The sequence below is a fragment of the Ekhidna sp. genome (assembly GCF_965221965.1).
GTDB lineage: Bacteria > Bacteroidota > Bacteroidia > Cytophagales > Cyclobacteriaceae > Ekhidna.
Window position 1 is genome coordinate 3,869,287 of record NZ_OZ244926.1, and the last position, 14,133, is coordinate 3,883,419.

Below are 14,133 nucleotides of genomic sequence, written 5' to 3' on the forward strand. Positions count from 1 at the left end.
GTTAAATAAATTCCTGAAAGATTAATCCACGGCAGTGGAGCCACCTACAATTTTCTTATCCTTTACCGCAACCAGAGATTCAGGAGTCATCACGAAAGAAAACTTGGCAAAATCCCTGTATACTTTCACTTCCGAGCAGATGCCATTGGTATATGAATAGACATTGGTGCCGTCAGGTGATTCCATTTCATATTCATGATCCCCTACTCTCTCAAAGGTCAGGTAATTACCAAACTGAGGTGAGAATACCTTCTGCCCGTCGGCTGGTTCCTGGAAATAAATCGCAGCGACGGAGTATTTAATTGGGGGGTCTAAAGTGGACCTACTTCCATCCAGATCCAAGGTATACTTCTTTCCATCAAACCATATGGTTGATTTCTTTTGAGTGTTTCCGTTCAATTTGTTGTGTGTATATTCTTTGATAAGCTTCCCATATTGATACTCACTGGTAGACTCATAGTTTACTGTGAATGAGAACAGGATTCGAAAAGTTACCTCGCTATTGATTTCATATTTCACCTCATTTTCAGACTGCTGACGATCCACATACATATCACCTAGCTTTTTACTTCCTTTCACTACTTCATAGTGAAGGGTCTGCGCAATAGCTGCATGGCTGACAATTAGAAAGATTAATGTGGTTAGTGAACTTTTCATTGAATTGAAATCATTAGCTTAATGACACAAATGGTTTCAAATTGTTTCCGCTCAAGATAGATTAAAATCTCCCAACTCATGCGATATAAAAAAGTAAGTTTTGAAAATTCGGATGGACAAGAGCTTTCAGGTCGATTAGATTTTCCATTGATTGGTAAACCTAAAGCTTATGTGCTTTTTGCTCATTGCTTTACCTGCTCTAAAAACCTGAAGTCGGTCGATCATATTAGTCATGCGTTTACACAGCAAGGCATGGCCATTCTCCGATTTGACTTTACAGGCTTAGGCCAAAGCAAAGGAGACTTTGCGGACACTAATTTTTCCTCAAACCTCTCGGACTTAAATGATGCTTATGGGTTTCTGGAGGAGAATTATGAGGCCCCACAAATCATGGTTGGGCACTCTCTCGGAGGTGCGGCTGTCCTACATGTTTCTGGAGAATTGAAAAATATTAAAGCAGTAGCAACCATTGGAGCCCCTTCAACACCGGATCATGTTACACATTTATTAAACAATGGTAGAAAAGATTTAGAGGAAAAGGGAGAAGCTGAAGTGAATATTGGAGGGCGTACCTTTAAAATGAAGAAGCAATTCCTTAATGATCTGGAAAACAGGGAAAGGGATGACGTTATTAAGAATCTGAAAAAATCATTGTTGGTTATTCATTCACCTCAGGACAACATCGTAGGCATCAACAATGCGAAAGAAATTTATGAGCAAGCTATGCATCCAAAAAGTTTCATTTCATTAGATGGTGCTGATCATTTGATGCAAAAGGAGGAAGATGCAAAATATGTTGGTTCCATCATTTCCAGCTGGGCAAGCAGATACATCGAGGTGAAAGATCGGGAGGAGACCCCTGAAGGTGAAGTTTGGACACGTGTCGGCGAAAAAGGATATACCACGGAGGTAATTGCAGGTCGTCATCAGATGATTGCTGATGAACCGCCAAGCGTTGGCGGAGATGACTATGGTCCAACTCCTTATGGCTATCTTTTGTCCGGATTGGGTGCATGCACCGCCATGACCTTACGAATGTACGCAGATCACAAAAAGATTGACCTTCAGGAAGTGGAAGTGAAACTGACCCACGATAAGATACACATGAAGGATGGGGAAAACAGTGAAAGCTCAAAAGGAAAGATTGATCAAATAAAACGTAAGATCAAACTAACCGGTGATCTGACAGATGAACAAAGAAAAAGATTGATTGAAATTGCTAATAGATGTCCGGTGCATAAAACGCTGGAGGGGAAACCGGAAATTGTGACGGAAGAGATATAAAATAGCGTGGGTTGGATGTCTTAGTAGATATGCATAACATGATCTCGATTATTCAAAATCATCATCATCTTCATAGCGCTCCTCGAATTCTTCACGGACATCATCTCTCAAATTTCCGTCATCATCATAGTCGTCATCCTCAGCGATTAACTCTTTAGCTTCCGCCACAGTCATTTTCACCAAATAGTATTTATCATCTGTTTCAAAGGGAAGTCCGCTTTGGTACTCTCCATCTTTGTTCATGAATTTGATCAGGTGATCTTTAAATCCTTCCGGATAAGCAAGTTTGATTTGCTCCTGGATCTCAGTATCCAATGCTTCAAAGGCTTTTAGTACGCGAGGCTTATTATTCATGGGACTAAAGTAGAAATTTTTCAGAAAAATAAAAGAGCCTCAGCTACATCCCAAGATTTATGTACTTCTTCTTGTCGAAAAATTTCAGGATCCTGAGCTCAGGACCTTATCATAAATCCTTTTTACCTGCAAGTCACCATAGCCGTATATTGGTATCCGCTTATGAAACTCCCGAAAGATCGTACCAAAATCATGGTTGGGACTCTCTTCAATGATCTCTGCAATTGTTCTTTCCGGTAGTCCGGGATCTTCTCCATTCGGCAAACTTTCGAAATGTGCTTCGATGGCTTTCATTACAAAAGGGAAATCTGAATGAACCTGTACGCCGAGCTTTAATAATCGCTCAATATCATTTTTTCTGTATGCGAACCATAAAAGAGCAAACTGATTGACGTTGACCTTTGTCATCGGTTGTTTTTGTTGATAGGCATTAACAAGACCATTCCGGTCTAATCCTCCAAAACCATACTCTAAAGAAGTATTCGGTCGAACTAAGTAGACTTTAACATCTTTCTGGTATAGGAGGCTACATACAAACCAAAAGTTCACCTGACAGAAGAGATCATCTTCAAACCATAAGTTTACCTCACCTTCTTGAATATTGGTGATTTTTGATATTTCAGGAATTGTAAGCGAAGCATAATCATCTAAGCCAAACGTTTCGGTGATGAACTCATCGCGTAGTTGAAATAGTTCTTTCAGTGATTTCGCATTAACAGGGCCGTCAACCATGCATTCCCTAGCCACAATGATTTCCCCAGTTATACGATCAACAGGAAATTGATCTTTTAGCGCATCGCCGTTGAGGATGTGGAAAGCGTTCAAAACTATGAGTCTTGGGTTTCTAATTCAGCTTTTTCGGCTTTAGTCTCACTTTCCTCCTTCTTAAAATACCTTTTCTGAAAGATGATGATGAAACAGATTGCTACAAAAATAGAGGCATCCGCAATGTTGAAAACCGGCCATAAGGCCATGTAATCACCACCAAGTAATGGAATCCAGTTTGGTAGGTAGCCTTCCCAAATGTCGATGTAGAACATGTCAATTACCTGCCCATGAAACCATGGACTGGGTGCATCATAAGGAGCATTATCAAACCAAATTCCATAAAAAATGGAATCCACAAGATTTCCGATAGCACCTCCCAGAATCAACGCAATACAGATGATCAAGCCGGAATTGGCCTGCTTCTGAATAATGGTATAAAGGTAATACCCAATGGCTATCATGGCACCAATTCTAAAGACAGTCAGAATCAGCTTTCCGAATTCAAAATCAAGCTTCATTCCAAAGGCCATACCCGGATTGGTGAGGTAATGAAGTTTAAACCAATCTCCAAAAATCAGGATTTGTCCCTGGGTGCCCATATCCATGTTGTAGTGAACCACCACCTTCACGATCTGGTCAACAATGATTACAAGAACACTTATTAGAAAATATTTTAGAACCTGATTTTTCATTGATCTTATTTTGGTCTGCAAACTATACAGGCTGATTATTTTACCACTTCAATTTTGACATCTATTTCAATTCCATCTATATCAAACGTCTCTCCCCCGGTGGCCCCATTTGATTCCAGGGAAAGCGCCTGAGTTTCCGTTTTGATGTAATCTGCAAAGTCGGAAATTGCAGAACTCATCATGTTATCGTTTGTGGCATATTTGATGGCAATTTTATCCTGCACTTCCAGCCCCTGATCTTTTCTCAGGTTCTGAATTCGATTTACCATATCTCTGCTTAGTCCCTCTTTTCGAAGCTCTTCTGAAATGGTAATATCAAGCGCTACCGTCAATCCTCCTTCGGATGCCACCAGCCATCCCGGAATATCCTGTGAGGTGATTTCCACATCTTCCAGTGTGAGGTTGATCTTTTCACCTTCTGCTTCAATCTCCATATTTCCATCCCGCTCAATTGCTGCAATCTCCTCTTTACCAAATCCATTGATAATTCCGGTAATCGCTTTCATTTTTGGTCCGTATTGCTGTCCGAGTTTACGGAAATTGGGTTTGATATTTTTCACCAATATGCCTGAAGCATCATCTACGTATTCAACTTCCTTCACATTGATCTCTGTTTTGATCAATTCCTCCACTGCCTCAATCCGTTCTCTCACTTCCGGCTTGAGAATCGGAATCAGCACCTTCTGCAATGGCTGACGAACTTTTACTTTTTCCTTCTTTCGCAGAGAGTGAACCAGTGAAGAAACGTTTTGTGCATAGTGCATGCTTTCCGTGAGCGACATATCAATCTTATCTTCATCTGCCTCAGGAAGTAAGCTTAGATGTACGGATTCTGAATTCCCTTCTACCCCAACATTGAGGTTTTTATACAACCACTCAGCATAGAACGGAGCGATTGGACTCATAAGTTGTGCGGTGACACTTAAGCACTCATGAAGGGTTTCATATGCAGCTTTCTTATCATCGTTTAATTCACTTCTCCAGAACCGTTTTCTTGAAAGGCGAACGTACCAGTTGGATAGCTGATCATTAACGAAATCCTGGATTGCCCGGGCCGCTTTGGTGGGCTCATAATCCTCGTAAAATGAAGTCACATCCCTGATCAGGATCTGTAATTCTGATATGATCCATCGGTCAAACCTAGGACGATTTGCCACGGGAGTGGTATTACTTTCATTCATCTGGAAGCCATCCAGATTCGCATAAAGCGCAAAAAATGAATATGTATTGGTTAGGGTTCCGAAGAATTTTCGTTGAACTTCAGCTACACCATCCAGGTCAAACTTAAGGTTGTCCCATGGATTGGCGTTGGCGATCATGTACCAACGGGTAGGATCAGCTCCGTACTTTTCAAGTGTCTCGAACGGGTTGATCGCATTGCCCAGTCGCTTGGACATTTTATTTCCATTCTTATCCAGCACCAGTCCATTCGCAATAACGTTCTTATAAGCCACTGAGTCATTTAATAACACCGCGATAGCATGAAGCGTAAAGAACCAGCCCCTCGTTTGATCGACTCCTTCTGCGATAAAATCAGCCGGATAGTTTGCGTTGTAGATGTCTTCGTTTTCGAACGGATAATGCCATTGCGCATAAGGCATAGCGCCAGAGTCGAACCAAACATCAATAAGGTCAGGCTCTCGCATCATTTTTTGTCCGGTATTACTGACTAATATCACATCGTCAACATATGGACGGTGTAAGTCAAAATCTTCGGGTAAATCAGCATCCATGAAGCCTGCTTCGGCAGACTTGTGCACTTCTTTTTCCAGCTCTTCAATGCTTCCGATGCATTTCATTTCTGTTCGGTCCTCCGTTACCCAAATAGGCAGAGGTGTTCCCCAGAACCGGGACCTTGAAAGGTTCCAGTCCACCAGGTTTTCCAGCCAGTTTCCAAAACGTCCGGTTCCGGTTGATGCAGGTTTCCAGTTGATCGTTTTGTTCAGGTCAACCAATCGGTCTTTCAGAGCGGTGGTTTTGATGAACCAGGAATCCAGGGGATAGTACAATACCGGCTTATCGGTTCTCCAGCAGTGTGGATAGGAGTGCTCGTACTTCTCTACTTTAAAGGCTTTGTTGTCTTCCTTTAGTTTGATAGCGATCAAGACATCCGTTGGTTTAAAGTCCGGATCTTTTCGTTCTTCGTCGCTGTAGTACTCTTCTTTGACAAACTTTCCCGCAAAATCGGTGACTTCTTTTACGAATCGTCCCTGTTTATCAACAAGAGGCACATCCTGATCTTTTTCATCTTTAACCATCACTGATGGCACGCCCGCTTGCTGGGTTACCCTGAAGTCATCCGCACCGAATACAGAAGCAGTGTGAACAACACCAGTACCATCTTCGGTGGAAACAAAATCTCCTGGGATTACCCTGAACGCTTTTTCTTCAAGATCGCTATTAGTGACGTAAGGCATCAATTGTTCGTATCGCACTTCAACGATATCTGTTCCTTTGAATTCCTGTGCAATCTCAAAAGGGATTAGTTTATCCCCTGATTTATAATCACTCAGTGAAATTTCTTTGGCTTTGTCTGAAAAGAATTTGCCAACCAAGTCTTTAGCAATAATCGCTGAAATCGGCTCCCCGGTGTATTGATTAAAGGTTTTAACCTTTACGTAATTGATCTTTTCTCCGACAGCCAGTGCACAGTTTGACGGGAGCGTCCATGGCGTAGTGGTCCAGGCAAGAATCCTCACATCTTCATTTTCATTCTCGAATAGAAAAGAAGATCGGTCATCCTTTTTGACCTTGAACTGCGCAACGATCGAAGTATCTTTTACATCCCGGTAGGTTCCCGGTTGGTTGAGTTCGTGGGAGCTTAATCCTGTTCCTGCGGCGGGTGAATAGGGCTGAACTGTATAGCCTTTATACAAAAGATCTTTATCAAAAAGCCTTTTGAGCAGGTTCCAGACTGACTCAATGTATTCTTTTTCAAAAGTCACGTAAGGGTTATCGAGATCAACCCAGTAACCCATTTGTCGGGTCAGGTCATCCCATTCACCTTTGTATTTCATTACTGCCTCTCGGCATTTGGCATTGTAATCCTCAACCGAGATTTTTTTGCCAATATCATCCTTGGTGATTCCAAGCTGCTTTTCTACCTGAAGCTCAACAGGAAGTCCGTGTGTATCCCACCCACCTTTCCTTTTTACCTGATAACCTCGCAGGGTTTTATAACGACAGAAAATATCTTTAACCGTCCGCGCCATTACATGATGAATTCCCGGAGTGCCGTTTGCGGAAGGAGGTCCCTCGTAAAATGTAAAAGTATCGTTCCCGTCACGAGAGGTTACTGATTTGTCAAAAATCTTGTCATCCTCCCAAAATTTCAGGATGTCTTTAGCGATCTCAGAATAGCTGACTTTTTTAAATTCAGGATATTTCACGGTCCTTAATAACTAAACTTTATTTGATTTCTTTTTCTTACTCTGGTCTTCATCCTCATCATCGATTCCTTCTGCAAGTTCTGGTACGCTCTCGATTAGTGGGTGTTTTGATTTATCTCGCTTACCACTATCAAACTGAAGGATAAGTGCAGGTAGTACCACAACGTTGGTGATCATTGCAAAAAACAAGGTAATAGAGGTAAGCTTACCCAATGCGATAGTGCCCCCAAACTCAGATAATACGAAAATGATGAATCCGAAAAACAGAATGATTGACGTATAGATCATACTAGATCCGGTCTCTCGAATACTTTTGCTGATTGCTTTTGAAACGTCAAACTTATGCGCAAATAGTTCTTGTCTGTATTTAGCCAAAAAGTGGATGGAGTCGTCTACCGAAATCCCAAATACGATGCTAAAAATTAAGGCAGTGCTGGGTTTTAACGGGATACCAAAATAACCCATGATTCCTGCCGTAACCAATAAAGGGATGATGTTTGGAATGATCGATATAATGATCATTTTGATGTTCCTGAAAAGCATTCCCATAATCAACGCGATGATGAAAAATGCGATGACCATTGAGGTCAGAAGGTTTTCAATTAAAAATTTATTGCCTTTAATGAACATCAAAGTTGTACCCGTGAGGTTGACGTCCATTTTTGAGTCAACAAAGATTGAATCAATCTTTGGTGCAATAACTCCATTAACTAATGAGTCCAGTCGATTGGATCCGATATCAGCAATTTTAAGTGATACCCTCACGTACCTGCCGGTCGAATCGATGAATGATTGTGAGAGTTCTTCCGTTTCGCCTTCGCTGAGATAGCGCATAATAAACGCCATATCCCGATTAGTTGGAAGTGAATAAAAAGCCGGGCTTTGATTATAAAATGCCTGTCTTGCAGCCTTTGCGAAACTTACGACCGAAACAGGTTGAGAGATATAATCGATGGAGGAAATGAAAGACTCAAACTCATCGATTTTTCTCAGGTTTCTCAGATTTTGAACCCCTTTCTTGTCTCCCGTATCTATAATCACCTCCAGGGGCATAATGCCGCTAAAGTTTTGTTCAAAAAACTCAAGGTCTTTTTTCAAAGGACTGTTTTCCGGAATGTCATCAACCATGTAAGAGACTGCTTTGATTTGACTTAGTCCGTAGGCTGATACGGCAGCCACTGCAATGGTGATAGCAAAAATGGCCGGCCTTAATTCATGGACAATGTCATCCAGCCATCTGATCACTGAGTCCAGCATCTTGAATTTAAGATGTTTGAGGTGTTTTTGAGTCGGAGGCTTATACAATGAAAAGACACCTGGAATTAGGATAATGCTCACCACGAAGGTGGCCATGATGTTAATGCCTGCAACGATTCCGAACTCAACGAGCACATTGATCTGAGTAGTCGCCAGCACAAAGAAGCCCACAGCTGTTGTAAGATTGGTGATGAAAGTAACCACTCCTATCTTTCGAATTATACGGCTAAGAGCTTTCATCTGATCACCATGCTGACTAAACTCATGATGATATCGATTGAGCATGTACACGCTATTGGGAATGCCAATTACAACGATTATCGGCGGGATCAATCCAGTCAATAGCGTGATCTTATATTCAAGCAACGCCAGCGTTCCCATTACCCAGATCACCACCACTCCGATAATGATCAAAGGGAAAAACACTGCCTTGAATGAACGGAAAAACATGAAAAGAATGATTCCGGTAACAATCAATGATAGAACCAGAAACATATTCAGCTCGGCTTTTACCTTGCTGGTGGTGATGGAGCGTGAGTATGGTAATCCCGCGAAATGAACATCTACGCCCGAACTTTCTTCAAATTGCTTGCCGGCATTTATAATATTGTTAACCAGTTGATCCCTGTTCTTGGAATTAAGAACTTCTTTTTTAATGGTGATAAGGATTAACGTAGAGCCATTATCAGAATTAATGAGTTGCCCACTATAAAATTTCAAACTAGCAGCTCCACGAAGTAAACTATCAAGCTTTTCCTGGGTTGCTGGCATTTCAGGAAAAACAGGCCGCAATTCGAAAGCCCTTTTCTGATTGTTCTTTTCGAGCTTTTGGAGGTTTGGAAGACCAAGCACGTTTCTGATGCCATCCATGTTCTCCAACTCGTAAGTGAGATCTCTAAATTTTTTAAAAGTACCTAGTTGATAAATAGCACTATCACTAACGCCAATCGCCATGATATTGCCATCTTCTCCAAACGTTTCACGGAACTGCCTGAAGTAGACCATATCCGGGTCACTTTCCGGAACAATGTTGGCAAGGTCGTAAGACCATTTAATGTTTTGGGATTTGTATCCCATAAACACAGTAATGATCGCTAAAATGACCATTAAAGTGACACGAAATCGAAGGATGTTATGAGCGAGCTTGGACCACATATAAAATAGTGCGCAAAGGTAATTAGATAAGGCTTAGGGGCAAGATTTTCAGGGCTTTATGATTCAATATGATAAGTATTTGTTTTCGGAAGTTTGGGTGTTTGCAAAATCTATGTATGCTCAATGTCTTCTAAGCACTAATCAGTCATGATTTTTTTTGTGGATTAAATCTATCTTGCGGCCCATGCATCGCAATGTTTGGATACTGACCATAGCGCAGGCTTTCATGATGTCTATGAATTCGCTCAATGTCTTTGTAGGTGGACTTGTTGGAACACTCATTGCTCCTTCCGAAAAGTTGGCCACATTGCCAGTGGCAAGTATTGTGGTTGGCACTGCACTAGCAACCGTACCAGTCACAATGTTGATGAGAAAGTTCGGGAGAAAGAAAACGTTTCTACTCATTTCCATTTACTCAATAGTAGTGGCCCTTTTAGCCACCTATGCCATTTCCATTAGCAGCTTTTATCTCTTCTCCTTTTGTACCTTTTTACTTGGAGTAAATGCAGCTAGCATCATGCAGTATCGGTTTGCCTCAATGGAAAGTGTTTCCATTGAATTGATGCCAAAGGCAGCTTCTTATGTTTTGCTTGGGGGAATCGCTGCAGCGTTTATCGGGCCGGAAGTAGCACTTTTAGGGCGAAACATTCTGCCTTGGGAATACGCCGGATCTTTTTTGTTGCTCGCAGGACTTTTTGTGGTTGGGTTAATTGTTCTGCTTTTCTATGAAAATACTATTCCACCCAATATTGAAACAAACGAATCTCCTCGTTCCATGAAGGAGATCATCAGTCAGCGTACGTTTTGGGTAGCACTGCTTGGGGCAACAATAGGATATGCCGTCATGAGCTTTATAATGACGGCCACACCTGTAAGCATGCATGTCATGGATAGTCATTCCTTATCTCATACTAAGATGGTTATTCAAAGTCACATTGTAGCAATGTTTTTGCCCTCGCTTGTTACTGGAAGTTTGATTGAGAGATTTGGCCCATCCAAAATTATGTTAGCTGGATTGATAGCTTACCTATTTTGTATTGCATTTGCGTTTGCAGGTCACTTTATCCACAATTACTGGGTTGCGCTGGTTCTTTTGGGGATAGGGTGGAATTTTCTTTTTGTGGCAGGGACGTCTCTTTTACCAAAGACTTACAGAGAAAGTGAGCGCTTTAAGGTTCAAGCCTTCAATGAATTTTTTCTGTTTAGTTCGCAAGCCATGGCCGCACTCTCAGCCGGCTGGATTGTCTATACATTTGGCTGGGAGCAATTACTGATCATAACCATTCCATTTGTTCTATTTCAGCTTGGAGTTATCGCTTTTTGGAGACGCTTCAAATAGTTCCCTTAAATAAGTATCCTTAATCATAGCATCCAATGACAGATATCATAGTGTCTTGTTATACATTATTTTAAATTCAAGGGGTTGAAATTGTTAGAAAATATAAAGAGAATACGATCATGAAAAGGGTATTTGTAATTTTATTGATCCTGTCAATGGGCCACATGCTTTTTGCTCAGGATCAGCCACCACAAGTCCAACAACAAAATCGTGAACAGGTGAGAGAACAGGTTCATTTGATGATGGTAGATGGAAAGATGGTGCAGGTGAAAAATGGTGTGCAAACTCAACTGCAGACCCAATTGAAACTTCAGAATGGAACAATGGTTAACCCCAATGGTTCTTATCAATTGAAAAATGGGAAACAAAAGCAGTTAAGGAATGGAGAGTGTTTTGACATGGAGGGACTTAAGTACAGGTCTCAGGATAAGCTTATGCAACGCATCGAAAAGAGAAATGCGATGAACCAGCGTCAAAACAAAAATCAGAACAAATTAAATCGCCCTAATAACCAAATGAAAGGTAAGAAGGGAAAAGGCGGCAACAATTAGGGCTCGGATATGTCGCCCCGCAAGGGCGACATTTTCTTCAAGAATCAACATCATGAAATTGTTGCGCCACATCGGAACGACCATGGCGGTTGTCGTTATTGCCGCGGTTTCCTTGATGGCTCAGGCATCACAGGATTCTGTTCCTGATTCAGACACAAGAAAAACCATTATCACTCCAGGTGTCTTTTACATCAATGATATTGTCTGGATGGGGCGTGCGGACTCATTGCCAAACCCATATCTTGTGGGGTATCTATTATATGGTCACAAATCTGGTGTTTTTGCAAAAATTTCATTGTCCTATTTGACCGGCGAAGATGTACAGCAGCTTGACATTTTTTCTGCTATGCTTGGATATACCCTCTCAAAAGGTGTGTGGCAATCAGGAGTGAGCAGTTCAGCGTACTATTATAATGACAATAGCTTCAATGTGTTATCCCCGGTCAACTTTAGCGGATCCGGGTATTTCACCTATGATTTTGGCTGGATAGAATCCTACCTTGGTGCAAGTGCATTTTTTTCTTCAGGTACTGTTGATCCAATGATTTATTTTGACTTTAACAAGAATATTTATACGCTGAAGAATCAACTCATATTCAATCCTACTTTTGCTATGAGTGTAGGTTCCATTTCCTATTACCAAACGTATTTAGTGGAGCAAGCTGAGCGAAAGGGTCAGATGAAAGGAAAAGGCAAATTTCCTGTCGCAACCACACAAACTATCAGCGTGGAAGAAGCCTCAGCTTTCAGGATTACAAATTTTGAAATCTCATTGCCAATTTCTTTGTCACTAAATCAATTCCAAGTCGATTTCATGCCTTCTTACATACTTCCAGTTAACCCCAGGTCTATTTCGGTTGGAGATGAGGTGGTGGAGGAAGAATTGAGTAATACATTCATTTGGAGCATTGGTGTGAACTACAAAATCGCTGCAGACAAATAACTGACTGTTTTGTTTATTTTTATTGGATAAATTGAGCCAATCATGCCAAAGATTCGAATTAACTCTGTGCAATGCACTACTCCTGACGAAATAGACAAAGACGAAATGTACCTGAAAAAGGATGGCCATAAAATCTGGCCGGAAGGGGAACGATATCACCGAGTGGATACGGGGGATGTGGAAAAAGTGGATTTAGTGCTGGATGTAAATGAAGGATGGAATGAGGTGGAGGTATGGGACTATGATTATGTGAGCCTAAATGACAAGCTTGGTGTTTTTAAGTTCAAGGTAGATGATACACCTGGCAAATACTCCACTTCCATGACACTACTTGAACGAGATAGTACAGCGAGTTACCTGATGTCGTGGGAAATATTAGACAAGGATGGCAAGTCCGTTGACGACTAAACAGGAAGCCGATATCCTTTGATTGTCTTATAAAAACGAACAGCATGGGAGTCCGTGAGACCGCTGACAAAATCAATGACGATCTGAAGAGCTTCATAAACGGATACTTTCTCATTCAATTGAACAGTGTATTCTTCCGGAAGTAATCGGAGAATTGATTTGTGTTTTGGTCTGGCTTGATCAAATTTATCGGCATACACGGCTGTTGCAAATGCTTCGATCAAATTATCAATCACCTCATATCCACCGGCCTCTTTTTCCAGAACCAACTTTGACCGATAGATTTTTTCAATTGAAAGTTTGATAATTTTTTGCATGGCTGCTGCTGATGGGATCAAGCTTGTCAGATCCTGATCAAAAGTTCCATCCAGCATGCCCTCTTCATTGGCAATGAACACATCTGAGCATTCCTGCACCAGCTGGCCAATAGCCAGCGCTCGTAGAGTCCCCAATCGTTCATTATGAGAGGCAATTTTCTGCACTTTTCCCTCCGAGTAGGAGTCTCCAATAATTTCAGCGAGTAAATCTTTTACTGTTTCAAATGGAACCAGGCCCAGCCGACAGCCATCTTCAAGGTCTATGATATGATAACAAATATCGTCTGCTGCTTCTACCAAGAAAGCAAGTGGGTGTCGGCACCATTTATCCTTGCCTACGGAAACTAACCCCATTTCGCTGGCCATCTCGTGAAAGAGCTCTGCGTTGCATTGGTAGTAACCGAATTTTTTTTGGCTTTTCCTGCCCTTCTCCTTTTCACAATAAGAGGAGAGTGGATATTTAGTAAAAGCACCTAATGTTGCGAATGTGAGTTTTAAGCCTCCATTACCTTTTCCATTTAGAATCCTGAGCCCCTGAGCATTCCCTTCAAAAGTGGTCAGGTCTTCCCACTCTTGTTCCGATACTTTTTCTTGAAAGAAACGACCTTTTTTGTTTGTAAGAAAAAAGGATGAAATGCTGTCTTCCCCTGAATGACCAAAAGGAGGATTTCCTAAATCGTGAGCGAGACAGGCAGCCCCAACGATTCCTCCAAAATCATGGAGGGTATACCCCTCTTCTCGAAGCTCTTTGTGTTTCTCTAATAGATACGTTCCAGCATTCTTGGCCAGGGACCTGCCAACAACAGAAACTTCCAGACTGTGGGTCAATCGAGTATGAACAAAGTCATCTTCAGGTAGGGGAAAGACCTGGGTTTTATCTTGTAACTTTCGAAATGGGTGAGAAAAAATAATCCGATCAAAATCCTGTTCAAATCTACTTCGTGTTTGATCGTGGGAGGTGGTAGAGCTTTCGCCAGGTCTTTTGTGTGATAGAAGTTGAAGCCAGTTCATAACGAAAA

General features: G+C 41.5%; 12 protein-coding genes. 5 read left to right on the plus strand and 7 right to left on the minus strand.

Going from position 1 to position 14,133, the window contains the following annotated elements:
• Positions 1 to 21: 21 nt before the first annotated feature.
• Positions 22 to 657: a DUF6134 family protein gene (locus ACOQON_RS18065; protein WP_420576829.1), complete on the minus strand. Its 636-nt coding sequence runs from the start codon at positions 655 to 657 to the stop codon at positions 22 to 24.
• 78 nt (positions 658 to 735) lie between these two features.
• On the opposite strand from ACOQON_RS18065, the gene ACOQON_RS18070 reads away from it, so the two are divergent.
• Positions 736 to 1,941 (plus strand): alpha/beta fold hydrolase, encoded by a 1,206-nt coding sequence (locus ACOQON_RS18070; RefSeq protein WP_420576830.1) that lies wholly within the window; start codon positions 736 to 738, stop codon positions 1,939 to 1,941.
• A 48-nt stretch (positions 1,942 to 1,989) separates the two neighbouring features.
• Here the strand turns inward: ACOQON_RS18070 and ACOQON_RS18075 are convergent, their stop codons facing one another.
• The 5 genes from ACOQON_RS18075 to ACOQON_RS18095 form a co-directional block, all read right to left on the minus strand.
• Positions 1,990 to 2,295: a hypothetical protein gene (locus ACOQON_RS18075; RefSeq protein WP_420576831.1), complete on the minus strand. Its 306-nt coding sequence runs from the start codon at positions 2,293 to 2,295 to the stop codon at positions 1,990 to 1,992.
• A gap of 84 nt (positions 2,296 to 2,379) precedes the next feature.
• Positions 2,380 to 3,120 carry a DUF1835 domain-containing protein gene (locus ACOQON_RS18080; RefSeq protein ID WP_420576832.1) on the minus strand — a complete coding sequence of 247 codons (741 nt, stop codon included), beginning with the start codon at positions 3,118 to 3,120 and terminating at the stop codon, positions 2,380 to 2,382.
• 2 nt (positions 3,121 to 3,122) lie between these two features.
• Positions 3,123 to 3,755 (minus strand): lipoprotein signal peptidase, encoded by a 633-nt coding sequence (locus ACOQON_RS18085; RefSeq protein ID WP_420576833.1) that lies wholly within the window; start codon positions 3,753 to 3,755, stop codon positions 3,123 to 3,125.
• Positions 3,756 to 3,790: 35 nt separating this feature from the next.
• The gene (ileS, locus tag ACOQON_RS18090; RefSeq protein ID WP_420576834.1) at positions 3,791 to 7,144 is read right to left on the minus strand and encodes an isoleucine--tRNA ligase; all 3,354 of its coding nucleotides are present in this window, start codon (positions 7,142 to 7,144) and stop codon (positions 3,791 to 3,793) included.
• A 12-nt stretch (positions 7,145 to 7,156) separates the two neighbouring features.
• Entirely contained in the window at positions 7,157 to 9,478 is a 2,322-nt protein-coding gene (locus tag ACOQON_RS18095; RefSeq protein WP_420576835.1) for an efflux RND transporter permease subunit, read from the minus strand.
• A 262-nt stretch (positions 9,479 to 9,740) separates the two neighbouring features.
• Here ACOQON_RS18095 and ACOQON_RS18100 point away from each other — a divergent pair, with 262 nt between their 5' ends.
• The 4 genes from ACOQON_RS18100 to ACOQON_RS18115 all read left to right on the plus strand — a co-directional run bounded on the left by ACOQON_RS18100 (position 9,741) and on the right by ACOQON_RS18115 (position 12,797).
• Positions 9,741 to 10,895 (plus strand): MFS transporter, encoded by a 1,155-nt coding sequence (locus ACOQON_RS18100; protein WP_420576836.1) that lies wholly within the window; start codon positions 9,741 to 9,743, stop codon positions 10,893 to 10,895.
• A 119-nt stretch (positions 10,896 to 11,014) separates the two neighbouring features.
• Entirely contained in the window at positions 11,015 to 11,446 is a 432-nt protein-coding gene (locus ACOQON_RS18105) for a DUF6799 domain-containing protein (RefSeq protein ID WP_420576837.1), read from the plus strand.
• Positions 11,447 to 11,498: 52 nt separating this feature from the next.
• Positions 11,499 to 12,389: a hypothetical protein gene (locus tag ACOQON_RS18110; RefSeq protein ID WP_420576838.1), complete on the plus strand. Its 891-nt coding sequence runs from the start codon at positions 11,499 to 11,501 to the stop codon at positions 12,387 to 12,389.
• Between the two features lie 42 nt (positions 12,390 to 12,431).
• A complete protein-coding gene (locus ACOQON_RS18115; RefSeq protein ID WP_420576839.1) occupies positions 12,432 to 12,797 on the plus strand; it encodes a hypothetical protein in 366 nt (121 codons plus the stop codon).
• Here the strand turns inward: ACOQON_RS18115 and ACOQON_RS18120 are convergent.
• Positions 12,794 to 14,125: a deoxyguanosinetriphosphate triphosphohydrolase gene (locus tag ACOQON_RS18120; RefSeq protein ID WP_420576840.1), complete on the minus strand. Its 1,332-nt coding sequence runs from the start codon at positions 14,123 to 14,125 to the stop codon at positions 12,794 to 12,796. The genes ACOQON_RS18115 and ACOQON_RS18120 overlap by 4 nt on opposite strands.
• Between the last annotated feature and the right edge of the window lie 8 nt (positions 14,126 to 14,133).

What these genes read in the sequence shown, in the direction of transcription:
- ACOQON_RS18065 (WP_420576829.1), bottom strand. Translation starts at nt 657, where the DNA reads ATGAAAAGTTCACTAACCACATTAATCTTTCTAATTGTCAGCCATGCA.
- ACOQON_RS18070 (WP_420576830.1), top strand. Translation starts at nt 736, where the DNA reads ATGCGATATAAAAAAGTAAGTTTTGAAAATTCGGATGGACAAGAGCTT.
- ACOQON_RS18075 (WP_420576831.1), bottom strand. Translation starts at nt 2,295, where the DNA reads ATGAATAATAAGCCTCGCGTACTAAAAGCCTTTGAAGCATTGGATACT.
- ACOQON_RS18085 (WP_420576833.1), bottom strand. Translation starts at nt 3,755, where the DNA reads ATGAAAAATCAGGTTCTAAAATATTTTCTAATAAGTGTTCTTGTAATC.
- ACOQON_RS18095 (WP_420576835.1), bottom strand. Translation starts at nt 9,478, where the DNA reads ATGGGATACAAATCCCAAAACATTAAATGGTCTTACGACCTTGCCAAC.
- ACOQON_RS18100 (WP_420576836.1), top strand. Translation starts at nt 9,741, where the DNA reads ATGCATCGCAATGTTTGGATACTGACCATAGCGCAGGCTTTCATGATG.
- ACOQON_RS18105 (WP_420576837.1), top strand. Translation starts at nt 11,015, where the DNA reads ATGAAAAGGGTATTTGTAATTTTATTGATCCTGTCAATGGGCCACATG.
- ACOQON_RS18110 (WP_420576838.1), top strand. Translation starts at nt 11,499, where the DNA reads ATGAAATTGTTGCGCCACATCGGAACGACCATGGCGGTTGTCGTTATT.
- ACOQON_RS18115 (WP_420576839.1), top strand. Translation starts at nt 12,432, where the DNA reads ATGCCAAAGATTCGAATTAACTCTGTGCAATGCACTACTCCTGACGAA.
- ACOQON_RS18120 (WP_420576840.1), bottom strand. Translation starts at nt 14,125, where the DNA reads ATGAACTGGCTTCAACTTCTATCACACAAAAGACCTGGCGAAAGCTCT.